The sequence below is a fragment of the Citrobacter sp. Ce104 genome (assembly GCF_030334595.1).
Taxonomy (GTDB): domain Bacteria; phylum Pseudomonadota; class Gammaproteobacteria; order Enterobacterales; family Enterobacteriaceae; genus Citrobacter; species Citrobacter europaeus.
Genome location: NZ_JAOWDP010000058.1, coordinates 239,995 through 264,720, shown reverse-complemented (window position 1 = coordinate 264,720; position 24,726 = coordinate 239,995). Strand labels below are relative to the sequence as shown.

Here is a 24,726-nt window from a genome sequence, read left to right as displayed (position 1 = left end):
CAAAATAATGCCAAAATTAAATGATTTTACCAAATCCATAAATCCAAATTATTTTACAAAACATTACCAACAGCTAAAATATGCCCCTGCTATTTAATATAGCAAAATAGCAATTATCTAATATTTCAAATCCTGTAAGGATACAGTAATGAAAAAAGCAATTTTGGCAGCAGCCATGGTTATGGCAATGGGTTCAACTTCAGCAATGGCAGCGGATGCAGAAGGCGGCCAGATTAATTTTCACGGTTTAGTGAGCGCAACAACCTGTTCTAAAGTGGTTTCCACCAGCCGTGGTGACGAGTCCACCGATGGTAACGTCTATCTGGAGACCGCAACACCTGCTGATATCACCACTGAAGTCGCTGATTCTACTTACGGCGCAAAAGCAGAACCTTTCTCCATCATTCTGAACTGTAAAGATGCTGCCGAAGTGACCACCGGTACTAAGGCTAGTCTGTCAATGGTCTCTGCTTTTGGTAACACCAAAGGGACTCTGGATAACGACACCAACCTGACTGCTGCTGGCATGGCTGCTGCGAAGAACGTAAACATCGCTATCCATGACGACGTCACCAAAACGCTGATGAAAGTTGATGGTGCAGACGTTCACGAAGCCACCTTCAGTGAAGGCAAAATCGCGACCTATAACTTCGTAGCTTCTTACGTTAAAGCGAACGGTACTGATACAGTAACCCCAGGTCACGTTACCACCAACGCAATGTATACCTTTACCTATCAGTAATCGTTTTTTTAAACGATGAAATAAACAGGTAATAAGACGATCGTTAATAGCACCATGTAGTATTCAGGATTCATTTTCTATTAACACGTCATGTAATAACGGGGTAGTGATGACTACAGCAATCACTCCCCCGTCATTGATTTATAAACATCCAACTCACTACAAGCAAGGAATGCTCATGTTGAATTTTAAGAAAACGCTTACCACATTGGTACTTGCAGGAAGCTTATTTAGTAATATCAGCCATGCCGATATCATTATTTCCGGCACGCGCATCATTTATGATGAAAATAAAAAAGATGTCAGTGTTCGCCTGGAAAACAAAGGGACTCGCCCATTACTGGTGCAAAACTGGATTGATATGGGGAATGAAAACAGCGATCCGGGCAGTATTAAGGCGCCTTTCGTCTCCACACCTCCGGTTTCACGAATTGAACCCAAACGCGGTCAATCCGTAAAAATCATGTATACCCAGGCCACCGCATTGCCAAAAGACCGCGAAAGCGTGTTCTGGTTCAACGTGCTGGAAGTGCCGCCTAAAGCCGACACCAGCAAAGAAGAAAACAAAAATTTACTGCAGTTAGCCTTCCGCACTCGCATCAAATTGTTTTACCGCCCTGCAGGTCTTCAGGGTTCACCTGCCGAAGCCACCAAACAGTTGAAGTGGCAGATGGGGAATGAACAAGGCAAAGCAGCCGTGCAGGTGAATAACCCAACCCCTTACTACGTTTCGTTTAATGATGCCGTCGTTACGGTTGGCGGAAAACGCTACACCGTCGACGCCACCATGGTTGCACCTCTGAGTAAAGCATCCTTCAGCGTTAAAGGTCTGCAAAACGCCACCTCAGGCAAGCTGGACTACCACGCCATTAATGATTACGGCGGCATGATCGAAGGTTCCGTTTCTCTGTAATCAATTAATCAAAACGCAGGATGAAAAGACGGTGCAAAACGTTCCTCATAAAAATAAGATGCCGAAAAAAACGCTGCTGGCGGTTTGCTGCGCACTGTTTTATAGCCAGTCGGGTTTAACTGCCGAAAGCGTTGAATATGACAGTACCTTCCTGATGGGGAGCAGTGCCTCAACGATTGATATCAGTAAATATGCCGATGGCAACCCAACGCCAGCGGGGATCTACAATGTAAAGGTTTACGTTAACGAAAAAGCGGTTGCCACCCTGTCGATACCGTTTATTGATACCGGTAAAAAGAGTGCGCAAGCCTGCCTGACGTCAAAAAACCTGGCGCAGTTGCATATCAAACAGCCAGAACTCTCCGGTGAGCAGGCCATTCTGAAGAAAGGTAATGAAGAAGAGGAAGACTGTTTAAATCTTCCGGCGCTTATCGATCAGTCAAACGTGAGCTTTGATATGGGTGAGCAGCGTCTGGATGTCTCCATTCCACAGGCGTGGCTGATCAAAGGTTATTCTGGCTATGTTGAACCGTCCCTGTGGGAAAGCGGTATTCCGGCGGCGTTATTTTCCTATAACCTTAACGGCTACCACAGCACCAGCAATGGTACTGACAACGACAGCCTGTACGCCGCATTTAACACCGGTATCAACCTCGGCGCATGGCGCCTGCGCGCCAGCGGCAACTATAACTGGACGAAAGATGGCGACAGTAATTTCGACTATCAGAACCGTTATCTGCAGCGCGACCTGCCGGCGCTACGCTCACAGCTGATCGTCGGCGAAGCTTATACCACCGGCGAAACCTTCGACTCGGTGAGTATTCGCGGCGCGCGTCTGTATAGCGACACCCGCATGCTGCCTTCGCAGTTGGCTAACTACGCGCCGATCATCCGTGGCGTCGCCAACACCAACGCCAAAGTGACCATCACTCAGGGCAGCTACAAGATTTATGAAGCGACCGTCCCGCCGGGACCTTTCGAAATCAACGATATCAGCCCGTCCGGCTACGGTAGCGATCTGGTCGTCACCATCGAAGAAGCCGACGGCAGCAAACGCACCTTCTCTCAGCCGTTCTCTTCAGTTATGCAGATGCAGCGTCCGGGCGTCGGGCGCTGGGATCTGAGCGTCGGTGAGGTCAATAACGACGAACTTCACGACAAGCCCAATATGGCACAGGGTTCGTACTACTACGGTCTGAACAACGTGCTGACGGCCTACACCGGCGTTCAGGCCACGGATAATAACTACCTTGCAGGGCTCTTCGGCCTCGGCCTGAACACGTCCTTTGGCGCGCTGGCGGTCGACGTAACCCACTCGCGCGCGGAAATCCCGGACGACAAAACCTATCAGGGACAAAGCTATCGCGTAACGTGGAACAAACTGATTGAAGCGACCGATACGTCGTTCAACGTCGCGGCTTACCGTTATTCGACGCAAAACTATCTCGGCCTGAATGATGCTATCGAGCTTATCGACGACGCCAAATTCAAAGGTGAAGATGCCGAGCAAGACACCATGAATAACTTCTCGCGCATGAAGAATCAGGTCACCGTCAGCATGAACCAGCCTTTGCAGTCGGCTGAGGTTGATTACGGTTCATTTTATCTGTCAGCCACCTGGACCGACTATTGGGCGAGCAATGAAAGCCGCAGCGATTACAGCATGGGCTACGGAAAAGGCTTCTCCTGGGGCAGCATGAGCATCAACCTGCAGCGCACCTGGGATGAAGAGGGTCAGAAGGATGATTCGCTCTATATCAACTTCAACATACCGCTGGCAAACCTGCTGGGCGGTGAACATCACCGCTCAGGCTTCAATAACCTGAGCACCCAGATGCGTACCGATTTTAACGGTGGGCACCAGCTCAGCATGAATAGTAGCGGCAGCAGTGAAGACAACAAGTTCAACTACAGCGTCAACACCGGCTACACCATGCAAAAAGAGGGTAAGAACATCTCTGATGTCGGCGGCTACACCAGCTACCAGTCGCCGTGGGGTGATATTTCGGCCTCTGCCTCCGCCAATAACGACAGCAACCGTCAGTACTCGCTTTCCACCAATGGCGGCTTTGTACTGCACAGCGGCGGTCTGACCTTCTCCAGCGACAGCTTCGGCAACAACGATGCCATCGTGCTGGTGAAAGCCCCTGGCGCTAAAGGCGCCAAAATTAACGGCGGCAGCAGCACCATTGACCGCTGGGGTTACGGCGCAACGAACTCGCTGACGGCCTACCGTGAAAACCAGGTCAACCTCGACATTGACACAATGGATAACGACGTCGAGCTCAAGAGCACCAGCGCCACCCTGGTTCCACGCGATGGCGCGGTCGTTTTCGCCAGTTTTGAAACCGATGAAGGGCGTTCAGCCATTCTCAACATGACGCGCGACGATGGTAAAACCATTCCATTCGGCGCTGAAGTTTACGAGAACGACGTGCAGATCGGCAATATGGGCCAGGGCGGCCAGGCATTTGTTCGCGGCATTAGCGACAGCGGCGAACTTTCGGTGAACTGGTTCGAAAACAACCAGCCAACCCGTTGTAAGGCAATCTTCCAGTTGCCGGCAACACAACAAACGGTCGGCGCCAGCCAGACCCTACTGTTAGACAACATTACGTGTCGTGTCATCAACCACAATGTAAATGGAATCCCCAATGAAAAGGAATAAGCGCTTTTTAGCTGCCTCCGTACTCGCGGTACTGTTTCCGCTGACCAGCCAGGCGGAAACAGTGAACGTCGACTTCACCGCCACCGTACTGGGCACCACCTGTAACATGACCATTGCCGCGCTGGATGGTTCATCAGTTTCCGGCGACGCCACCAACGGCTATAAGTTAACGGTGGGCGACGTCGGTCTGGATAAGATCGTTAAGAAATCAGCAGAGTCGCAGAAGAACTTTAAGTTTGTCTCCAGCGAATGTGCCGGTTCAATGACCAGTATCACCACCACACTGGCGACATCCGCATCCGCCAGCGGCAATTTTATTAAAAATGAATCCCTCGAAACCGGTGCCGCCACCAATATTGGCATGGGCTTTAAGCGTAAAAGCACCAGCGGTGAAACCTATATGACGCCGGGTGCTTCTAGTACCCTCACCTGGTCTCCTGAGGAGCGCACTAACAACGCCCTTGAAATGACCGTGGCGCTGCGCGAACTGACGGATGGCGCGGGTACCACCGGCGCATTCAGCTCCAAAGCGACCTTTACCTTCACTTATCAATAACAGGGACGATGATAATGAAAAAACAATTTTTGCGCGGGTTAATTTTTGGCGCACTGGCAACGATGGGTACGGGCGTTTCCACCCTGGCGCAGGCCGACGGCACGGCAAGCCTGGATTTAACCGTAGAAGCCAATATCACCGCCGGCACCTGTTCAGCATCGGTGGTTGACGGCGGGACAGCCACCGCTACGATTGGTCTGGGCAACGTGTATATCTCGGAAGTCTGGGCTAAAAGCAAATCAAAACCTTTTAGCCTGCGCTTTAGCGACTGCGCCGGGTTAAAAGATAAAACGGCGACACTAAAGATTGAAGCGGCGGAAGGAAAGTGCGCTGGAGGCAACTCCGATAACCCCGAGTTTGCCAACGCCTCAGCATCAGCAACAAAGGCAGCTAAAACCGGTTTGGAAATCTGGACGACAGCAACGCCAGAAGGCGCGGATAGCGTACGGTTCTACTGTGGCCATGCTGCAACAGACCTGCATACTATCGATCTCTCAACTGCGACATCTACCACGCCTCTGGATTATCCGCTAAGCGCGCGTCTGGTGCCGGTATCCACTGGGTCAACGCTACTTTCTCAGCTGACTGCGGGTGATTTTCTGGCTTCAACTATTTTCACCATTACTTACCAGTAACGGTAATCGCCATGATGCGTTTGCGTAGATTCACACTCTCCGCGTTAATTTCAGGGCTGGCAACAGCCCTGGTTGTCGCGCCGCTGTATGCCGACACCAACGTGGATTTCACCGCCACCGTGCAGAAGGATACCTGCCAGATAGAAATTAATGGCAGTGGAACGGTAAATTTCGCAACCGTAGGTCCCGCCTATTTCGCTGACGGCATTTCCGCCGAAAGCGACTATAAGGGGGGAGAAGAGTTCTCCATTAAGCTCCTGAGTTGCCCGGTCAGCGACGGAGCCATGACCAATGTGACGTTTGAATTCACGCCGCAAAGCGGGCAGTTTGCCGCGGGCAATCAGCAGGTGTTTGCCAACGAGCTTATTCAGAGCGCAGGCGGAGCAGACAACGTCGGCGTGGTGATCTTTACCACGGACGCCCCGCGTAAGAATGTGTTGAATACGGATGGCACATCGCGAGCAACCTTTAACGCAACGGCCTACAGCGATACCAGCTGGACCTTTTACTCCAGAATGCAAAAAATCCTTGATAGCGGCACGGTGACGCCAGGTGAGTTAAGCAGCCGTGTGTTAGTGAATGTAAAATACGAATAACGCCACGGTCCGTTCACAACAGCCAGTTCCCTAAACATATTCCCGACGGAACACCGTCGGGAATTCCCACAAAGGGCTAACGCTTTTCTGCTTCATTCCCCTACAATGCGCCCATTCTATTCATCAATATTATGGCCGGAGAGGTTATGAGCAAACCCACTACTATCGCTGTGCTGCAGAAATGCAAACAAGAGAAAAAGCGCTTCGCAACAATCACTGCCTACGACTATAGCTTTGCTAAACTGTTCGCCGATGTTGGCCTCAACGTGATGCTGGTTGGCGATTCGCTGGGCATGACGGTACAGGGGCACGACTCCACCCTGCCGGTCACCGTGGAAGACATTGCCTACCACACCCGCGCCGTGCGCCGTGGCGCGCCCAACTGCCTGCTGCTCTCCGACCTGCCGTTTATGGCTTACGCCACTCCGGAGCAGGCATTTGAAAACGCCGCCATCGTGATGCGCGCGGGCGCGAATATGGTCAAAATCGAAGGTGGCACCTGGCTTACGGATACCGTAAAAATGCTCACCGAACGCGCGGTGCCGGTTTGCGGTCATCTGGGATTAACCCCCCAGTCGGTGAATATCTTCGGCGGCTATAAAATTCAGGGTCGCGGCGACGCCGGACAGGTACTGCTGGACGACGCGCTGGCCTTAGAAGCCGCCGGCGCTCAACTGCTGGTGCTGGAGTGCGTGCCGGTTGAGCTGGCGAAGCGCGTCACTGAGGCGCTGTCGATTCCGGTTATCGGTATTGGCGCAGGTAACGTCACCGACGGGCAAATCCTGGTGATGCACGATGCGTTTGGCATCACCGGCGGTCATATTCCAAAATTCGCGAAAAATTTCCTTGCCGAAGCGGGCGACATGCGCGCCGCAGTGCGGCAGTATATGGCTGAAGTGGAGTCCGGCGTTTATCCGGGCGAAGAACACAGTTTCCATTAAGGAGTCAAGGTGTGTTAATTATCGAAACCCTGCCGCTGCTGCGCCAGCATATTCGTCGTCTGCGTCAGGAAGGCAAACGCGTCGCCCTGGTTCCCACCATGGGCAACCTGCACGATGGCCATATGAAGCTGGTCGATGAAGCAAAAGCCCGGGCCGATGTGGTCATCGTCAGCATTTTCGTCAACCCGATGCAATTTGACCGGCCGGACGATCTGGTGCGTTATCCGCGCACGCTGCAGGAAGACTGCGAAAAGCTGAACAAGCGCAAAGTCGATTATGTATTTGCCCCAGCCGTGGAAGAAATCTATCCGCAGGGTCTGGAAGGCCAGACTTTCGTTGATGTTCCCGGCCTCTCCACCATGCTGGAAGGCGCCAGCCGTCCAGGCCACTTCCGTGGCGTTGCCACGATCGTCAGCAAGCTGTTTAACCTGATCCAGCCAGATATCGCCTGCTTTGGTGAGAAAGATTTCCAGCAGCTGGCGCTGATCCGCAAAATGGTGGCGGATATGGGTTATGACATTGAGATCGTCGGCGTGCCGATTATTCGCGCCAAAGACGGTCTGGCGCTTAGCTCGCGTAACGGTTATCTGACCGCAGAGCAGCGTAAAATTGCGCCGGGTTTGCACAAAGTGATGAACGGCATCGCTGAAAAACTGATTGCGGGTAATCGTGAGCTGCAAGAGATTATTGCCATTGCCGAGCAGGAACTGAATGAAAAAGGCTTTCGCGCCGACGATATTCAGATTCGTGATGCCGACACCCTGCTGGAGCTGACGGAAACCAGTAAACGCGCGGTGATTCTCGCCGCCGCCTGGCTGGGTCAGGCGCGCCTTATCGATAATCAAAGCGTTACATTAGCCCAGTAGACACGGGTTAAAAATCAGGCAATACTGCCTGAGAATTTCTCAAAGCAGGCCACTCGCGCCTGCTTAGCCAAGGTAAACGACAGGGTATAGAAGTTATGATTCGCACCATGCTGCAAGGCAAGCTCCACCGCGTAAAAGTTACGCAGGCGGACCTGCACTACGAAGGCTCCTGCGCCATCGACCAGGATTTTCTCGATGCCTCTGGTATTCTGGAAAACGAAGCTATTGATATCTGGAACGTGACCAACGGTAAACGTTTCTCAACCTATGCGATTGCGGCTGAACGCGGCTCCAGAATCATCTCGGTGAACGGCGCGGCGGCGCACTGTGCTGAAGTTGGCGACATTGTGATTATCGCCAGCTTCGTCACCATGTCTGATGAAGAAGCCCGTACCTGGCGTCCGAAAGTCGCCTACTTTGAAGGCGACAACGAGATGAAGCGTACCGCGAAAGCCATTCCGGTACAGGTTGCCTGACAGCCCTTACCCCTGCGGCTGATTGACTATCAGCCGCGACATCGTCTCCAGCGAATCCGTTCTTAAAATATAAAGTCTTTTCAATAAGAACGGATTATCCCCCGGCTTAACCTTCCCTCTCACCGTGGTGACCGCCATGTGGAATCCCGCGTCGCCAGCCGCTTTTACCGCCGTAGCGTTATAACCGCCAAACGGATAGGAAAGATACAGGACGTGAGGATTGAACTGGGACAGCGCCCGGCGCGAACGGGCAAAATCAAACAGAATGTTGTGATAGCTGCGACTCAAAAGGATTGGCCGGTGATTGGCATCCACCCGATGTAAAAAATGAGTATGCGACTGGAAGTCGAACACGTCGCGGATCTCGTTCAGTTCAGAGAGGCTCATAAACTGCAGCGATTTCGGATCCCACTTCTGCGGGTGGCGCTTGATGCGTGAGGAGATGATAAACGCCGTTGCCTTCATGCCGTGCTGCTTCAGAATCGGGTAAGCATAACGGCTCACCGACTTCAGCCCATCATCAAAAGTCAGCACCACCGCCCGCGCCGGGAGGTTCATATTGTTGCGGATGTAGCCTTCCAGTTGGTACATCGTCAACGTGGTATAGCCGCGGTCCTGGAGCCAGGCCATCTGGTTGCTGAAGGCGCGTACGGAGGTTGTCGTGGAGGTGTGACGAAAGCGGGTGTTCTCTTCATCGCGCAGAATATGGTGATAGGTTAACACCGGGATACCGTTGTCTTCCTGCGCATCCAGCGCGCTAATGTAGGCCAGTCTGCCGCCGATGCGGATCTGGTACCAGGTCTGGTTGAGACGGTCTTTAAGCTTGCTGATAACCGGATATCGCAGATTATCCGCCAGCACGCCAAACGGAGCGCTACCGACATCCGGAGCGTTATACACCGGCGTATCTTTCCAGGTCACCAGGCTTTGATTGCTGAGGGGTTTATTGAGATCGCCCAGACCATCGTCAACTTTCTGCCGCCCCTGAACCGGCTCCAGATGTCCCTTATCAATAAATCCGGTGCCAAAGCCAAAGGTAAATTCGTAATAGTCTGCCGCGATGGGCTCAACGGCAAGGATCTGCCCGGCGCGAATATTCCCGACCGTCACCATCTTATTGCCAATCTGCGCCCATACGGCGGCCGCTTCGGTGGTTTGCATATAGCGAGCAGGCAAAGCCGCGGCGACGCTGCCAGAGAACAGGAGCACTACAACAAGCAGAACGCGCATAACCATATGAGATAACCGAGGCGAGAAACCCCGGCTATTGTAGCAAAAGCGCCATCAATACCAATGATTAATACTCATACAAATCATGCTTCAACACGAACGGGGGATTTTTCTGTTGTTGGTGCCACAGACTAGAGACTTCAGGCCCGCCAAGCGCGACGATGCAATCGCGAAACGCAGAACTGCTCATCGATTCCCGCGACGAAATCATTCGCTCAAGCAATGGATAGCTGATACCTGAAATCACTTCACACTGGGAATGTTTGTGGCTCATTAACGAAGCGACGCGGTAAGGCGCGGCCCCGGCCATATCTGTCAGGAAGATCACGCCCTCGCCTGAGTCGGTGGCATGCAGGGCATGACACATCATGCGGCTTAGCATATTCGAACTGAGTCCACGCCAAAAGCTTACCGCCTGGCATTGGACCAACGGGCCGTACTTTTTCTCCAGACGATGTAGCATGTCCTGTGCCTTATCGTCATGACAGGTAATTACCCAACCTAACATTGCCTACCTCCTTAGCAGGCAAGTAGTTTATCAGGGTGATAAATCGGTAATGGTGATAAGCATCAAAAGTCTTCCTCTCCCGGCCAGGGAGAGGAAGAAAGAATTAGCTACGCAGGCCGCGTCCGCGCTGAATCAGGTACCAGCACAGCAGGTAAAACGCCGCAATGAATACCACCAGCACGCCAAACGTGGTGACCAGCGGAACATCATGAATACCCAGGAAGCCGTAGCGGAAACCGCTAATCATGTAGACAATCGGGTTCAGATGCGACAGTCCCTGCCAGAAAGGCGGCAGCAGCGTTAACGAATAGAACACGCCACCCAGATAAGTCAGCGGCGTCAGCACGAAGGTCGGGATCAGGCTGATATCGTCAAAGGTTTTAGCGAAAACCGCGTTCAACAATCCGGCCAGCGAGAACAGCACCGCCGTCAGCACCAGCGTAAGCGCTACAAAGACCCACGAGTGCACCTGGAACGGCACGAAGAACAGTGAGATAGCGGTGACCAGAATGCCTACGCACAGGCCGCGCGCCACGCCGCCGCCGACAAAACCGGCGATGATCACGTGCGTCGGCACCGGGGCGACCAGCAGTTCTTCAATATTGCGCTGAAACTTGGCGCTAAAGAATGACGATGCCACGTTAGCGTACGAGTTGGTGATCACCGCCATCATAATCAGCCCCGGCACGATAAACTGCATGTAGCTAAAACCGTGCATTTCACCGATACGCGAGCCGATCAAATTACCGAAGATAATAAAATAGAGCGTCATGGTAATGACCGGAGGAACCAGCGTTTGGATCCAGATCCGCATAAAGCGGTGGATCTCTTTCGCCCAGATGCTTTTCAGCGCTACCCAGTAAAGCTGCATCATGCGCGATCTCCTTGTTTTTCATGCACCAGGGAAACAAACAGTTCCTCCAGTCGGTTCGCCTTGTTGCGCATACTCAATACCTGAACCCCCTGGGCGCTCAGCTGTGAGAACACGCTGTTGACCCCCTGTTCACGCAGAACTTCCACTTCCAGCGTGGAGGTATCCACCAGCCGGTACTGATAACCTTCCAGTTTTGGCAGCGGGCTTTTCGGCGCCAGATCGAGAATAAAGGTTTCGGATTTCAGCTTGGAGAGCAGGCTCTTCATCGAGGTATTTTCCACCAGCTCGCCGTGCTGAATAATGCCGATATTGCGACACAGCATTTCCGCTTCTTCGAGATAGTGGGTGGTCAGAATAATGGTGGTGCCTTTATCGTTTAAATCCTTTAAAAAGCCCCACATTGAACGGCGCAGCTCAATGTCGACGCCCGCCGTCGGTTCATCCAGGATAAGTAATTTTGGCTCGTGCATCAGCGCCCGGGCAATCATCAGACGGCGCTTCATCCCACCGGAAAGCATGCGCGCGCGCTCGTTACGTTTTTCCCATAAATCGAGCTGCTTTAAATATAATTCGCTGCGTTTGACCGCCTCTTTATGCTCAACGCCGTAGTAACCCGCCTGGTTGACCACGATCTGCTGCACGGTTTCAAACGGGTTAAAGTTAAACTCCTGCGGTACTAACCCAAGCTGGCGTTTAGCGTTAACCGTATCTTTTTCAAGATCGTAGCCGAAGACGCTCACCCGCCCGGAGGATTTATTCACCAGCGAGCTGATTATCCCGATGGTGGTGGACTTCCCTGCGCCGTTAGGGCCTAAAAGCGCATAAAAATCACCCGCTTCGACTTGCAAATCTATGCCGCGTAGCGCCTGAACGCCACCGGGATAGGTTTTTTTAAGTTGTTGAAGTTCCAGAGCAATGGTCATGGTTTTTTACTTACCTTACGTTCTGACATTTTATATATAGTTTAATTAATGCTGGAGTTACCCTATATTAGCCCATCGAATTTATCTGGCTTCGGGTCGTACAACTCCATGAAAGACATAGATACACTCATCAGCAACAATGCACTATGGTCAAAGATGCTGGTAGAAGAAGATCCCGGATTTTTTGAAACCCTGACACATGCGCAGAATCCGCGTTTTCTATGGATTGGATGTTCCGATAGCCGCGTTCCCGCTGAGCGTTTAACCGGTCTTGAACCGGGTGAACTGTTTGTTCACCGTAACGTGGCCAACCTGGTTATTCACACCGACCTGAACTGTCTCTCAGTGGTTCAGTATGCGGTGGATGTGCTGGAAGTGGAACATATTATTATATGCGGCCACTATGGATGCGGCGGCGTCCAGGCGGCTATTGAAAATAAAGAACAGGGGCTGATTGATAACTGGTTACTGCATATTCGCGATATCTGGTTTAAACACAGCTCACTGCTGGGCGAAATGCCGCAGGAACGTCGCATGGACACCCTGTGCGAACTTAATGTCATGGAGCAGGTGTATAACCTGGGCCACTCAACCATTATGCGTTCAGCCTGGAAGCGCGGTCAGAAAGTTACCATTCACGGCTGGGCTTACGGTATTCATGATGGCCTGCTGCGCGATCTGGACGTCACCGCCACCAGTCGCGAAACGCTGGAGCAGCGTTATCGCCAGGGGTTGTCTAACCTTAGTCAGAAACACATCAACCATAAATAATGTGACATTGCCGGGAGGCGGCTACGCCTTACCCGGCCTACAAACCTGCGCCACCAGGCGCTCCCGACATTACTCGTCCAGCAGCACCACTTTGCCAACGTACGGCAGATGGCGATAACGCTGGGCATAGTCAATGCCGTAGCCGACAACAAACTCATCTGGAATAGAGAATCCGATAAACTCAACCGGAACATCCACTTCGCGACGGGAAGGTTTGTCCAGCAGCGTACAGATAGCCAGGGATTTCGGCTCGCGCAGGCTCAGAATCTCACGCACTTTGGACAGCGTGTTGCCGGAGTCGATGATGTCTTCAACAATCAGCACGTCTTTGCCACGAATGTCTTCATCCAGGTCTTTCAGGATTTTAACATCGCGCGTGGTAGACATGCCGCTGCCATAGCTGGATGCAGTCATGAAATCGACTTCGTGGGAGACATGCACTTCACGGCACAGGTCCGCCATAAACATAAATGAGCCGCGTAACAGACCAACCAGCACCATATCGCTGCCGCTGTCCTTGTAACGTTCATTAATTTGACGTCCCAGTTCAGCAATACGCGCTTTGATCTCCGCTTCCGGGATCATGACTTCAACAGTATGTTTCATATCTCTAACCATATGATTTAAAAACAAATCACTTAATGCTTACTTTTAATAAGCCAGCATCTAAGCGCAAGGCACGCAGTATACCAGCAAAAGCATTCATACGCGGCATCTGTTGATAAAGTTCATAATGTGACAATGGTCACGCGTTTTAGCTCCTATAATTAACTGCTATTAAAGAAATAACACATGTGATGGTATTTTTTATGGCAAATAACAACGTACGTTCTCAACGGCTTATCGTGACCCTGAGCGCCGTGTTCGCGGCACTTTGTGGACTGTATCTCCTGATTGGCGGAGGCTGGCTCGTCGCCATTGGCGGCTCCTGGTATTACCCGATCGCGGGCCTCGCCATGCTCGGTGTGGCGCTTCTGTTATGGCGCAGTAAACGCTCTGCCCTTTGGCTGTATGCCGCCCTGCTTCTCGCCACCATGATTTGGGGCGTATGGGAGGTCGGCTTTGATTTCTGGGCGCTGACGCCGCGTAGCGACATCCTGGTCTTCTTTGGTATCTGGCTTATCCTGCCTTTCGTCTGGCGTCGCCTGATTATCCCTTCCAGTGGCGCAGTAGCGGGGCTGGTGGTGGCCCTGCTGATTAGCGGCGGTATCCTGACCTGGGCTGGCTTCAACGACCCACAAGAGGTTCACGGTATGCTGAGTGCTGATGCCACCGAGGCTGAGGCTATCTCTCCGGTTGCCGATGAAGACTGGCCGGCTTACGGTCGCAATCAGGAAGGTCAACGCTACTCTCCGTTGAAACAAATCAACGCAGACAACGTTCATCAGTTGAAAGAAGCCTGGGTATTTCGTACCGGGGATTTAAAACAACCCAACGATCCCGGTGAAATCACCAATGAAGTTACGCCCATAAAAGTAGGCGATACCCTTTTTCTGTGTACCGCCCACCAGCGACTGTTTGCCCTGGACGCGGCCAGCGGTAAAGAGAAGTGGCATTTCGATCCTCAACTTAATACCAATACCAGCTTCCAGCACGTAACTTGTCGCGGCGTTTCCTATCATGAAGCCAGACCGGATACGGCTTCAGCAGAGGTGATGGCCGACTGTCCGCGCCGTATCCTTTTACCGGTCAATGATGGGCGACTGTTTGCATTGAATGCCGAGACCGGCAAGCTGTGTGAAACCTTCGCCAATAAAGGCATTTTGAATCTGCAGACCAATATGCCGGATACCACGCCGGGTCTGTATGAGCCAACATCACCGCCCATCATCACTGATAAAACCATTGTGATTGCCGGGTCGGTGACTGATAACTTCTCCACCCGCGAAACTTCCGGCGTTATCCGTGGCTTCGATGTGAATACCGGTAAGCTGCTGTGGGCGTTCGACCCAGGCGCCAAAGATCCTAATTTCATCCCTTCGGATGAACATACCTTCACCTTTAACTCGCCGAACTCCTGGGCGCCTGCGGCCTACGACGCGAAGCTGGATCTGGTATATCTGCCCATGGGCGTCACCACGCCGGATATCTGGGGCGGTAACCGCACACCGGAGCAGGAACGTTATGCCAGCTCCATCCTGGCGTTAAATGCCACTACCGGGAAATTGGCCTGGAGCTATCAGACCGTTCACCACGATCTGTGGGATATGGACTTACCGGCGCAGCCAACTCTGGCGGATATCAACGTCAACGGAGAGAAAGTTCCGGTCATTTATGCCCCGGCAAAAACCGGTAATATCTTTGTGCTCGATCGCCGTAATGGTGAACTGGTGGTGCCAGCCCCGGAAAAACCGGTGCCGCAAGGGGCAGCCAAAGGTGATTATGTCAGCAAAACCCAGCCGTTCTCCGACCTCAGCTTCCGTCCGCATAAAGATCTCAGTGGCGCGGATATGTGGGGCGCAACCATGTTTGACCAGCTGGTGTGCCGTGTAATGTTCCATCAGTTGCGCTATGAGGGCATTTTTACCCCACCTTCAGAGCAGGGCACACTGGTGTTCCCGGGTAATCTCGGCATGTTCGAATGGGGCGGCATCTCTGTTGATCCTAACCGTCAGGTCGCCATTGCCAACCCAATGGCGCTGCCGTTTGTTTCGAAGCTGATCCCACGCGGTCCCGGCAACCCAATGGAACCGCCAAAAGACGCCAAAGGTACAGGCACGGAGTCCGGTATTCAGCCGCAATACGGCGTACCGTTCGGCGTAACGCTCAATCCGTTCCTTTCACCATTTGGCCTGCCGTGTAAGCAGCCAGCATGGGGTTATATCTCCGCGGTGGACCTGAAAACCAATCACGTGGTGTGGAAAAAACGTATAGGTACGCCGCAGGACAGCATGCCGTTCCCAATGCCGGTTCCGGTGCCGTTCAATATGGGGATGCCAATGCTGGGCGGACCTATCTCCACCGCGGGGAACGTGCTGTTTATCGCCGCGACGGCGGATAACTATTTGCGTGCGTACAACATGAGTAACGGTGAAAAACTGTGGCAGGGCCGTCTGCCGGCCGGTGGTCAGGCAACGCCGATGACCTATGAAGTGAACGGTAAGCAGTATGTGGTGATTTCCGCTGGGGGCCACGGCTCATTTGGTACGAAGATGGGCGATTATATCGTGGCATATGCGTTGCCGGACGACGCGAAGTAAAATGGAAAACGCCCGCTATTCAGCGGGCGTTTTTTTATTCAAACTTCAGTGACAGTAACGACGCTTTTGCGGCTTCCTGATACTGAGCCACCAGATCTTTGGTCATATTGAAGGAGACCTGCACCGCTTTCTCGTTTTGCGAGGTAATCAGCAGCATATTGAGAATTTCAGTATCCGGCGCTTGAGAACGGAAGGTAATCAGCCACGCTTTATGCCCGTCAACCGTGACAGGTTCGGCCTGCGGGTTGAAGTTGGTCAGCATCTTCAGCGTCGCATCCTTTGCCACATCCAACTGAGCGGCAGGCAACGCGTTGCGCCCGGCGGTAATACCTAAAGACGCCTTACCGCGTTCGTCACCGTAAATCACCTGTGGACGGTTTTCAGAAGGGTATTTGATTTTTGCCATTTCGTCCGGCATCGGCGTGAGCGTCTGCGGAATTTCAAGGCTTAAATTCAGGTTTGAAATCTGTTGGCGTTCCATCTTCATCGCAGCCTGTGCCGAAACAGCCAGAAGCATAATAAAAGATGCCGTCAGTATTTTACGCAAAAGGGTCATGAATACCTCGTGATGAGTGATTAACCTCATCAGTATATGCATGCTTCTACTGGACGATAGGGTAATAATCCGTTTTTGGAATAAACATTTAGCGGATAGCTCCACCGCTATCCGCCGCTGTTTATACGGTAAAACCGAGCATCATCCCGGTGTCTTCATGCTCTAACAGATGACAATGCGCCATATAGGCATGCTCTTTTGGCGCGTCGTGGTCAAACTTCACCAAAACCTCACTCACGCCGCCTTCTACCCGCACCGTATCTTTCCATCCCGCGCGGTGCGCGGCAGGCGCTTTGCCATTTTCAGACAAAATGCGGAACTGCGTGCCGTGAATGTGGAACGGATGCAGCATCATGTCGCCCTGACCGGAAATCACCCAGCGCTCATGCTGCCCCTTCGCCGCGGCAAACATCGGTTTATTCATATCAAACGCCTGGCCATTAATCCGATTGGCATTATGGAAATCGAATGTTCCATGCTTCATGTTGCCCATGTCGCCATGCTGCATATTCCCCATCTCACCGTGGTTCATATTGCCATGATTCATATTCCCGTGACCCATATTGTCATTGTTCATATGGCCCATCATTTTCCCATGATCCATACCCGTCATAGCCTGAGCGCCGTACTTCTTCATCAGCATTTGCATGCCCATCATGTCGAGCATCGGATCCATAGACAATTGCAGTTTGCGCACCGTCAGCCCCTCAAGCGATGGCAGCGCGGGCATAGACGTCAGCGTATCCGGCAGCGTGCCGGAAGCGGTAATCAGCAGCGGCTGAACGCGCATCACTGGGTGCGGCTTATCAAATGGCGCAATCGCCATGCCCATCTGGCTGACAGGCAGAGTGACCAGATCAAATGCTTTACCGTCGCTCACATCCACCAGCACTTCGAAGCGTTCGCCCATCAGCATAGGTAGTTCGGTCACTTTTACCGGCTCCGCCAACAGTCCGCCATCGCTGGCAATAACGTACAAAGGACGATTGTCGCTGGCTGCAATATTCAATGAGCGCGCGTTACAACCATTCAACAGACGCAAGCGCAGCCAGCCGCGCGGTGCCGCATGCTGAGGATAAATCGCCCCGTTGGTCAGCAGCGTATCGCCAAACCAGCCGACGGCAGCGGTCATGATGTCGAGTTGATAGTTAACCTGACCATCTGCAGAGAACTGTTTGTCCTGAATAATCACCGGCACATCATCAATGCCCCACTGCTTAGGCAGCAGCAGCTTGCGAATCTCTTCATCTTCAATCAACACGAGTCCGGCCAGACCCATCGCCACCTGGCGACCAGTCTTCCCATGCTGATGCGGGTGGAACCAGCAGGTTGCCGCGCGCTGATCCGGCGTGAAGGTCACTGAACGTTTCCCGCCCGCCGGGATAATGCCCTGCGGCCCACCGTCGACCTCTCCGGGGATTTCCAGCCCGTGCCAGTGCAACGTCGTTTCTTCGGCAAGCTGGTTGTGGATATCCACCGTGACCGCCTGCCCTTTGCTCAGCTTGACCGCTGGCCCGAGCAAGTTGCCGTTATATCCCCATGTGGTAGCAGTTTTACCTGCAAAGCTCGACTGCCCGGCTTGTGCAATCAACTGAATGCGATTAGAAGCATCGGCGGTTAACAGGTCTGGAATGGGTAATGCGGGACGGTCTGCGGCGAATACGCTCCGGCTCCACAAAGGTAACGCTGACGCGACGCCCAGCGCCACGGAGTACTTTAAAAAATCACGACGTTGCATAATCACTTCCTTATATTCAGCAGCTTAAGCAGGCTATCTTTTAAGCATAAGCCTTCCCCTTACGGGAAGGTCAAGTGAACGGCTAATAATAAAGGTCGTCGCTTCGCTCGCAGTGTGCTAACGTTTAAATTCCGTGATGCAGTGGTAGAAGCAATGAAGACGTTTTTCAGAACAGTTTTGTTCGGCAGCCTGATGGCCGTATGCGCAAATAGCTACGCGCTGAGTGAGTCCGAAGCCGAAGATATGGCCGATTTAACGGCAGTTTTTGTTTTTCTGAAAAATGACTGTGGATACCAGAATTTGCCTAACGGGCAGATTCGTCGCGCACTGGTCTTTTTTGCCCAGCAAAACCAGTGGGACCTGAGTAATTACGACACCTTCAATATGAAAGCGTTGGGTGAAGACAGCTATCGCGATCTCAGCGGTATCGGTATCCCAACGGCAAAAAAATGCAAAGCGCTGGCGCGTGACTCGTTAAGCCTGCTGGCGTACGTGAAGTAACAGGCATAGCGGAGCCCGCTGGCTCCGCATGAATTAACGCTGTTGCACAAATTCACGATATGCGGCCACGACCTGAAGAAAATCCTCTACGCCGCAAAGTGAAAAGCTCTCTTCGTCGTAGTAGTTCATCCCTTCTTCCATTTCATCTCCGGTGAACTCCAGCTGATTGGCACGAACCATCACCTCTTCACCATCCAGCCAGAGCGTGTATTCATGCCCTGCTCGCTGCCAGGAGCGCTCACTGCCCTTCACCGCACGCGCCGCCTGTTCCACTTCATCCAGTAAGGCCAGGTTCTCTTTCACTTCTTCATTAAACCAGTGCCCCACCACCTCGTGGCCCATGGACATACGCACTTTTACCACCCCGGTAATATCGCGCAGAAATTCGTAATCCATAATGTCTTCCTCTGCTCCCGGCAATGCGCCAATACCGCATTGCGCCTTGCTGTAATTATCGCAGCAGCGCGGCAGAAAAAAAGCGTAGCGGGTATAAGGAATAGAAATAAAAATGCCCGGAGAAGCAGACTTCTCCGGGCATTGATGCGTTTTTAAACAAAACGCGTTAGCGCATTACACCGCGGTCTGGAAAATCACACCATCGGCTTTCTCGGTGTATTGAGACAGCTGGTCGAAGTTCAGATAACGGTAGGTATCTACGGCAGTTTTATCCACCTGCGCCACATAGGTCTGATACTCTTCCGCCGTCGGCAGTTTACCAATCAGCGCCGCAACCGCCGCCAGCTCAGCAGAAGCCAGGTAGACGTTCGCTCCGGTACCTAAACGGTTCGGGAAGTTACGGGTAGAGGTGGACACTACCGTTGCGCCGTCAGCCACACGCGCCTGGTTGCCCATGCACAGGGAACAGCCCGGGATCTCAATACGCGCGCCGCTCTTACCGAACACGCTGTAATAGCCTTCTTCGGTCAGCTGTGCCGCATCCATACGGGTTGGCGGAGCCACCCACAGACGCGTCGGCAGTTGGCCTTTGTGCGCATCCAGCAGCTTACCGGCGGCACGGAAGTGGCCGATGTTGGTCATACAGGAGCCGATGAACACTTCGTCGATCTTCTCGCCCTGCACGTCAGACAGCAGGCGCGCATCGTCCGGATCGTTCGGCGCACACAGGATTGGCTCTTTGATATCCGCCAGATCGATGTCGATCACCGCCGCATATTCTGCGTCAGCATCGGCTTCCAGCAGCTGCGGATCCGCCAGCCATTTTTCCATCCCCTGCACACGACGTTCCAGCGTACGGCGATCGCCATAGCCTTCAGCGATCATCCACTTCAGCAGCACGATGTTAGAGTTCAGATACTCAACGATCGGCTCTTTATTCAGTTTGATGGTACAGCCGGCAGCGGAACGTTCAGCGGAGGCATCGGTCAGTTCGAACGCCTGCTCGACTTTCAGATCCGGCAGACCTTCGATTTCAAGGATGCGGCCAGAGAAGATGTTTTTCTTACCTTTCTTCTCAACGGTCAGCAGACCCTGTTTGATCGCGTACAGCGGAATGGCGTGTACCAGATCGCGCAGGGTAATACCCGGCTGCATTTTGCCTTTGAAGCGCACCAGAACGGATTCCGGCATATCCAGCGGCATCACGCCGGTCGCCGCGGCAAACGCTACCAGACCGGAACCCGCCGGGAAGGAGATACCAATCGGGAAACGGGTATGGGAGTCACCGCCGGTGCCGACGGTATCCGGCAACAGCATGCGGTTCAGCCAGGAGTGGATAACGCCATCACCCGGACGCAGCGACACGCCGCCACGGTTCATAATGAAGTCCGGCAGCGTATGGTGTGTGGTCACGTCAACCGGCTTAGGATACGCGGCGGTGTGACAGAAAGACTGCATCACCAGATCAGCAGAGAAGCCCAGGCATGCCAGGTCTTTCAGTTCGTCACGGGTCATCGGGCCGGTAGTATCCTGGGAGCCCACGGAAGTCATCTTCGGTTCGCAGTACGCGCCCGGACGGATACCTTTCACGCCGCAGGCGCGACCCACCATTTTCTGTGCCAGAGAGAAGCCGCGGCTGCTTTCCGCCACGTCTTTCGCCTGACGGAAGACGTCTGAGTGCGGCAGGCCCAGCGCTTCGCGCGCTTTGGTGGTCAGGCCACGACCGATGATCAGCGGAATACGGCCACCAGCGCGCACTTCGTCGATCAGCACGTCGGTTTTCAGCTCAAAGCTTGCCAGCAGTTCGCCGGTTTCGTGGTTGCGTACTTCGCCCTTGAACGGGTAAACGTCAATCACGTCACCCATGTTCATGTTCGACACATCCACTTCGATTGGCAGCGCGCCCGCATCTTCCATGGTGTTGAAGAAGATAGGTGCAATTTTACCGCCGAGGCACAGACCGCCGCCGCGCTTGTTCGGCACATGCGGAATATCATCGCCCATGAACCACAGTACGGAGTTGGTAGCGGATTTACGCGAAGAACCGGTACCGACAACGTCACCCACATAAGCCAGCGGGTAGCCTTTTTTCTGCAGTTCTTCGATCTGTTTGATCGGACCTACCGCGCCCGGCTGATCCGGTTCGATACCTTCACGGGCGTTTTTCAGCATCGCCAGCGCGTGCAGAGGGATATCCGGGCGAGACCATGCGTCAGGAGCCGGAGAGAGGTCATCGGTGTTGGTTTCACCGGTCACTTTGAAGACGGTAACGGTGATTTTTTCAGCCAGAGCTGGACGGTTCAGGAACCATTCGGCATCGGCCCAGGACTGCATTACCTGCTTCGCATATTCGTTGCCCGCTTTGGCTTTTTCTTCTACATCGTAGAAGTTATCGAACATCAGCAGCGTTGAAGAGAGCGCTTTGGCGGCAATCGGCGCCAGTTTTGCATCGTCAAGCGCGTCAATCAGCGGATGAATGTTGTAACCACCCTGCATGGTGCCCAGCAGTTCAATGGCTTTTTCTGGCGTAACCAGCGGGGAGGTAGTGTCGCCTTTCGCGACGGCAGCGAGAAAACCAGCTTTAACATACGCGGCTTCATCTACGCCAGGAGGAACGCGGTTGATCAACAGGTCTAACAGGAATTCTTCTTCGCCCACAGGCGGGGTCTTCAGCAGCTCGACAAGTGCGGCCATTTGGGTTGCGTCTAAAGGTTTTGGCACAATCCCCTGGGCAGCACGCTCAGCTACGTGCTTACGGTATTCTTCTAGCACGACGATATCTCCTCGCTCTCATTGTCATAATGCGGCGCTTTTGTAGATGGGCGATTCTCTTCACGCTCCTGTGAGACAGTAGTTAGTAGGGTAAATGCCCGGTACCGCATAAGGCACAATAACAGGATTTTCATTAAGTGTTAATCCGTTTACAAAAAAGCAACATAAAAAATTGGCTGAATCGTTAAGAATGGTATAGCGACAAGGCGGGAGGCCATTAAGGCTACCTGAAACCGCCCTGAAACGGTTGATTTTCAAGCGTGACCTGCTGAATATTCCAGCGACTTTTCAGCCATCAGATATAATTGTGTAATAAATCTTCACACTCTTTTTCCGGACCTACCGGGTGAATCCCCAATAAAAGTCAAAACTGTCTAACACGGGTGAATAATACTCGCGACAACAGGAACGCCTCACGGCACAGCACTTGTCTCGTTGGAGTCATTTTATGAAGTTGCCCTTTAAGCCACACCTGCTTGTCCTTCTGTGCAGTGCCGGGCTGTTTGCCGCCTCTGGCGTGATGTTCGTTAAAAGTCGCGCAACGGAGCCCGCAGCTCCAGCCCCCGTCGCACAACAACCGTCAGCGCCGGCTCCGGCTCCCGTAGAGGCCCCTGCCCCAGCCGCCCCAGCACCTGCTGCAACACCTACGTACACGGCGGCACAAATCGATCAGTGGGTTGCGCCTATCGCGCTCTATCCGGATTCACTGCTGTCGCAGATTTTGATGGCCTCAACCTACCCAGCCAACGTCATCCAGGCCGCGCAGTGGTCAAAAGACAACCCCAAAATGCAGGGTGATGCCGCCATTCAGGCCGTTGCCAGCCAACCCTGGGATCCCAGCGTGAAATCACTGGTCGCATTTCCGCAACTGATGTCGCTGATGGGTGAAAATCCGCCGTGGGTACAAAGCCTGGGCGATGCTTTCCTTGCGCAGCCGAAAGATGTTATGGATTCCGTGCAACGCCTGCGTGCGCTGGCGCAACAGACCGGTGCGTTGCAATCGACACCGCAGCAGACAGTCACCACGAGTGTGAAAAATGTGCCTCCTCCTCGTACCCAAACTCAAGAAGGAGTAACAGTTCAATCGACGGCCCCACCGGCTCCAACGGTAATCAAAATTGAATCCGCCGATCCACAGGTAGTGTACGTTCCCACCTATAACCCGAATACGGTTTACGGTACCTGGCCGAACACCGCCTATCCGCCAACCTATCTGCCGCCAACGCCCGGTGAGCAGTTTGGCAACAGCTTCGTGAACGGTTTAGGCTTCAGCCTCGGTGTTGCCACAACCTATGCCATCTTCAGCAATATCGACTGGGATGACGACGATCACCATCATAACGATGACTGGGATAACCATGGCGGTTATAACCGCAATGGTGATAACAACATTAATATCAACGTTGATAACTTCAATAAAATCAGTGGACAACGGCTGACGGACGCTAACCGTACCTGGCAGCATAACCCGGCCTATCGCGAGGGCGTGCCGTACCCTAACAACCAGCTTAATAACCGCTTTCACCCCACTAACACGGCAACGGGTTTAAGCTCAACCCAGCAAAGACCGGTCAACCGTGATAGCCAGCGTCAGGCAGCCCTGAGCCAGATGGAAAAATCAACGGGGAAAACATTCCCGCAAACGGCGCGTACGGGCACGAGAGACGCCCAGCGTCAGGCATCCAGCCAACAGCTGAAGCAAATTTCCCAGCGTAATAACTACCGGGGTTACGATACCAAACCGCAAACGGCGAAACGGGCGAACACTCAGCAGCGCGAAAATCGCCAGGCCGCGACCCAACGCCAGGAGAAACGGATCACGCAACCAGCGCAGCAACGCAATGTGCAGCAGCGTAATCTTCAACAGCGGACCAGCCAGCCACGCGCTAATGCACTGAGCGGCAACGACAGTCGCTCCGCCAGCTGGCAGGCGCAGCAGCAGCGAGGTGCTCAAAGCAGACAGGTCGCCCGCAACCAGCCATCTCGCCAGCTTTCCGGCGGTCGTGCTGAACACCGTGAATTCCGTCATCGTTAAGGGAGCCGACATGAAAAATAAACTACTCAGTGGAATGGTGTTGTTCATGGTTTCGGCCACCGCGATGGCACAGCAATCCTTCAGTACGCCAGACCAGGCGACCGATGCCCTGGCAAGCGCTATCAGCGAACAAAATGAAAGCGCGATGAACAACCTGCTTGGGGAAAACTGGCGCGAGTTTCTGCCGCCGGAAGGCGTTGATCCTGATGCGGTTGATCGCTTCCTGCGCGACTGGAAGGTTCGCCATAACACCATCGTCGACGGCAATACCGCGCATCTGGTGGTCGGAGACAGCGACTGGCAACTGCCGATCCCCGTTGTTAAAACCACTTCTGGCTGGCAATTTGATATCAAGGAAGCGGCGGAAGAGATCCTGACTCGTGAGATTGGGCGCAACGAACTTTCCGCGATTGAAGCATTACACGCCTATGTAGATGCTCAGCAAAGCTACTTTGCGATGAACCAAAAATACGCGCAAAAGATTGTCAGTTCTGAAGGGAAAAAAGACGGTCTGTACTGGCCTGTTTCGCCCGGCGAAGCCCCCAGCCCGCTAGGCCCGGCCTTTAGCCCACCGGAGCCAGGTACGGGCTATCACGGCTATCATTTCCGTATCCTTCCCGATAAAGCCAGCGGCTTTGCGATGGTTGCCTGGCCCGTCAGCTACGATCACACCGGTGTCATGAGTTTTATCATTAACGGTGAAGACAAGGTCTACCAGGCGGATCTTGGCGAGGAGTCGCAGCAGAAAGCTCAGGCGTTAACCGCATACCATCCGGATAAAAACTGGCAGCCCGTAGCACCCTGATCCCCAGAGGCGAAAAGTTAGGAG

General features: G+C 53.2%; 23 protein-coding genes. 14 read left to right on the top strand and 9 right to left on the bottom strand.

From position 1 onward, the window contains the following. Positions 1-148: 148 nt before the first annotated feature. From OGW16_RS07795 to panD, 9 genes are all read left to right on the top strand, one after another. Positions 149-742 carry a fimbrial protein gene (locus OGW16_RS07795; protein ID WP_043018460.1) on the top strand — a complete coding sequence of 198 codons (594 nt, stop codon included), beginning with the start codon at positions 149-151 and terminating at the stop codon, positions 740-742. A gap of 178 nt (positions 743-920) precedes the next feature. Further along, positions 921-1,655 carry a fimbrial chaperone gene (locus tag OGW16_RS07790; RefSeq protein WP_043018459.1) on the top strand — a complete coding sequence of 245 codons (735 nt, stop codon included), beginning with the start codon at positions 921-923 and terminating at the stop codon, positions 1,653-1,655. Between the two features lie 31 nt (positions 1,656-1,686). Further along, positions 1,687-4,323, top strand: coding sequence for an outer membrane usher protein (locus tag OGW16_RS07785; protein WP_100193962.1), 2,637 nt, complete (start codon positions 1,687-1,689; stop codon positions 4,321-4,323). Next, a complete protein-coding gene (locus tag OGW16_RS07780; protein WP_043018458.1) occupies positions 4,310-4,879 on the top strand; it encodes a fimbrial protein in 570 nt (189 codons plus the stop codon). Before OGW16_RS07785 ends, OGW16_RS07780 begins: the two co-directional genes overlap by 14 nt. 14 nt (positions 4,880-4,893) lie before the next feature. Next, a complete protein-coding gene (locus tag OGW16_RS07775) occupies positions 4,894-5,514 on the top strand; it encodes a fimbrial protein (protein ID WP_043018457.1) in 621 nt (206 codons plus the stop codon). Positions 5,515-5,525: 11 nt separating this feature from the next. Further along, the gene (locus OGW16_RS07770) at positions 5,526-6,110 is read left to right on the top strand and encodes a fimbrial-like protein (protein WP_043018456.1); all 585 of its coding nucleotides are present in this window, start codon (positions 5,526-5,528) and stop codon (positions 6,108-6,110) included. A gap of 146 nt (positions 6,111-6,256) precedes the next feature. Next, a complete protein-coding gene (gene panB / locus OGW16_RS07765) occupies positions 6,257-7,051 on the top strand; it encodes a 3-methyl-2-oxobutanoate hydroxymethyltransferase (RefSeq protein ID WP_043018455.1) in 795 nt (264 codons plus the stop codon). A gap of 11 nt (positions 7,052-7,062) precedes the next feature. After that, positions 7,063-7,917, top strand: coding sequence for a pantoate--beta-alanine ligase (panC, locus tag OGW16_RS07760; protein WP_087051024.1), 855 nt, complete (start codon positions 7,063-7,065; stop codon positions 7,915-7,917). Between the two features lie 95 nt (positions 7,918-8,012). Beyond that, positions 8,013-8,393, top strand: a complete 381-nt coding sequence (panD, locus tag OGW16_RS07755) for an aspartate 1-decarboxylase (protein WP_000621526.1) — start codon at positions 8,013-8,015, stop codon at positions 8,391-8,393. A gap of 6 nt (positions 8,394-8,399) precedes the next feature. On the opposite strand, the gene OGW16_RS07750 is transcribed toward panD, so the two are convergent. The 4 genes from OGW16_RS07750 to OGW16_RS07735 form a co-directional block, all read right to left on the bottom strand. Beyond that, positions 8,400-9,629, bottom strand: coding sequence for a polysaccharide deacetylase family protein (locus tag OGW16_RS07750; protein WP_043018453.1), 1,230 nt, complete (start codon positions 9,627-9,629; stop codon positions 8,400-8,402). A 61-nt stretch (positions 9,630-9,690) separates the two neighbouring features. Then, complete coding sequence (locus OGW16_RS07745) at positions 9,691-10,131, bottom strand: PTS sugar transporter subunit IIA (protein ID WP_043018452.1); 441 nt, start codon at positions 10,129-10,131, stop codon at positions 9,691-9,693. A 103-nt stretch (positions 10,132-10,234) separates the two neighbouring features. After that, positions 10,235-11,005, bottom strand: coding sequence for an ABC transporter permease (locus OGW16_RS07740; protein ID WP_008786229.1), 771 nt, complete (start codon positions 11,003-11,005; stop codon positions 10,235-10,237). Further along, positions 11,002-11,928, bottom strand: a complete 927-nt coding sequence (locus OGW16_RS07735; RefSeq protein WP_047406150.1) for an ABC transporter ATP-binding protein — start codon at positions 11,926-11,928, stop codon at positions 11,002-11,004. The genes OGW16_RS07740 and OGW16_RS07735 overlap by 4 nt, the downstream gene beginning before the upstream one ends. Positions 11,929-12,036: 108 nt before the next feature. Between OGW16_RS07735 and can the strand changes: the two genes are divergently transcribed. Beyond that, the gene (gene can, locus OGW16_RS07730; RefSeq protein WP_043018450.1) at positions 12,037-12,699 is read left to right on the top strand and encodes a carbonate dehydratase; all 663 of its coding nucleotides are present in this window, start codon (positions 12,037-12,039) and stop codon (positions 12,697-12,699) included. Between the two features lie 69 nt (positions 12,700-12,768). Here the strand turns inward: can and hpt are convergent, their stop codons facing one another. After that, positions 12,769-13,305 (bottom strand): hypoxanthine phosphoribosyltransferase, encoded by a 537-nt coding sequence (gene hpt / locus OGW16_RS07725; protein WP_042312274.1) that lies wholly within the window; start codon positions 13,303-13,305, stop codon positions 12,769-12,771. Positions 13,306-13,508: 203 nt separating this feature from the next. Here hpt and OGW16_RS07720 point away from each other — a divergent pair, with 203 nt between their 5' ends. Then, positions 13,509-15,899, top strand: a complete 2,391-nt coding sequence (locus OGW16_RS07720; RefSeq protein WP_087051042.1) for a glucose/quinate/shikimate family membrane-bound PQQ-dependent dehydrogenase — start codon at positions 13,509-13,511, stop codon at positions 15,897-15,899. Positions 15,900-15,933: 34 nt separating this feature from the next. Here the strand turns inward: OGW16_RS07720 and OGW16_RS07715 are convergent, their stop codons facing one another. Together OGW16_RS07715 and cueO are read right to left on the bottom strand one after the other, a co-directional pair. Next, positions 15,934-16,455, bottom strand: a complete 522-nt coding sequence (locus tag OGW16_RS07715) for a hypothetical protein (RefSeq protein ID WP_075145196.1) — start codon at positions 16,453-16,455, stop codon at positions 15,934-15,936. 121 nt (positions 16,456-16,576) lie between these two features. Further along, positions 16,577-18,193, bottom strand: coding sequence for a multicopper oxidase CueO (cueO, locus tag OGW16_RS07710; RefSeq protein ID WP_100193959.1), 1,617 nt, complete (start codon positions 18,191-18,193; stop codon positions 16,577-16,579). 153 nt (positions 18,194-18,346) lie between these two features. On the opposite strand from cueO, the gene OGW16_RS07705 reads away from it, so the two are divergent. Further along, positions 18,347-18,694: a YacC family pilotin-like protein gene (locus OGW16_RS07705; protein ID WP_003018667.1), complete on the top strand. Its 348-nt coding sequence runs from the start codon at positions 18,347-18,349 to the stop codon at positions 18,692-18,694. 33 nt (positions 18,695-18,727) lie between these two features. Here OGW16_RS07705 and yacL read toward each other — a convergent pair whose 3' ends face one another. Continuing rightward, a complete protein-coding gene (yacL, locus tag OGW16_RS07700) occupies positions 18,728-19,090 on the bottom strand; it encodes a protein YacL (protein ID WP_043018447.1) in 363 nt (120 codons plus the stop codon). A gap of 174 nt (positions 19,091-19,264) precedes the next feature. Then, on the bottom strand, positions 19,265-21,862 hold the full coding sequence (gene acnB, locus OGW16_RS07695; RefSeq protein WP_016151723.1) for a bifunctional aconitate hydratase 2/2-methylisocitrate dehydratase: 2,598 nt from the start codon (positions 21,860-21,862) through the stop codon (positions 19,265-19,267). A gap of 448 nt (positions 21,863-22,310) precedes the next feature. Between acnB and OGW16_RS07690 the strand changes: the two genes are divergently transcribed. Together OGW16_RS07690 and OGW16_RS07685 are read left to right on the top strand one after the other, a co-directional pair. After that, on the top strand, positions 22,311-23,897 hold the full coding sequence (locus tag OGW16_RS07690; protein ID WP_043018446.1) for a DUF3300 domain-containing protein: 1,587 nt from the start codon (positions 22,311-22,313) through the stop codon (positions 23,895-23,897). A 10-nt stretch (positions 23,898-23,907) separates the two neighbouring features. Next, complete coding sequence (locus tag OGW16_RS07685) at positions 23,908-24,702, top strand: DUF2950 family protein (protein WP_075145199.1); 795 nt, start codon at positions 23,908-23,910, stop codon at positions 24,700-24,702. Positions 24,703-24,726 lie beyond the last annotated feature (24 nt).